This window comes from Blautia sp. AF32-4BH, from assembly GCF_003460565.1.
Taxonomy (GTDB): Bacteria; Bacillota; Clostridia; order Lachnospirales; family Lachnospiraceae; genus Fusicatenibacter; species Fusicatenibacter saccharivorans.
The window spans coordinates 1-365 of record NZ_QTVL01000048.1; the positions used below are offsets into that span (position 1 = coordinate 1).

At 47.7% G+C, this 365-nt stretch carries 1 protein-coding gene; it reads left to right on the forward strand.

Annotation, left to right across the window (positions count from 1 at the left end; all coding sequences use genetic code 11):
* Positions 1 to 365, forward strand: a 365-nt coding sequence (locus tag DWZ44_RS18935; RefSeq protein ID WP_243002178.1) for an IS66 family transposase, incomplete at both ends; no start/stop codon positions are given.

Sequence of the window (365 nt, forward strand, 5' to 3'; positions counted from 1 at the left end):
CATGCAGCATCTTTCCTACAGGGGTTCAGCGGATATCTGGAGACGGATGGATACCAGGGTTATAATAATCTGCCGGACATCAAACGCTGCTCTTGCTGGGCACATGTGAGACGTTACTTCACAGATGCCATACCGAAAGGGAAAGAGTATGATTACAGCCTTCCGGCAGTGCAGGGAGTACAGTTCTGTTCCAAGCTGTTTGATTGTGAGCGGTACTCAAAAGCAAAAAATCACACTGCGGAGCAGAGAAAACAATTTCGTCTTGAAAAGGAGAAGCCAATACTGGAGGCATTCTGGAATTGGCTGGATCAACAGCGCCCAAACAAAGGAACCCGTTTGGCGAAAGCGGTAAACTATGCCCAAAA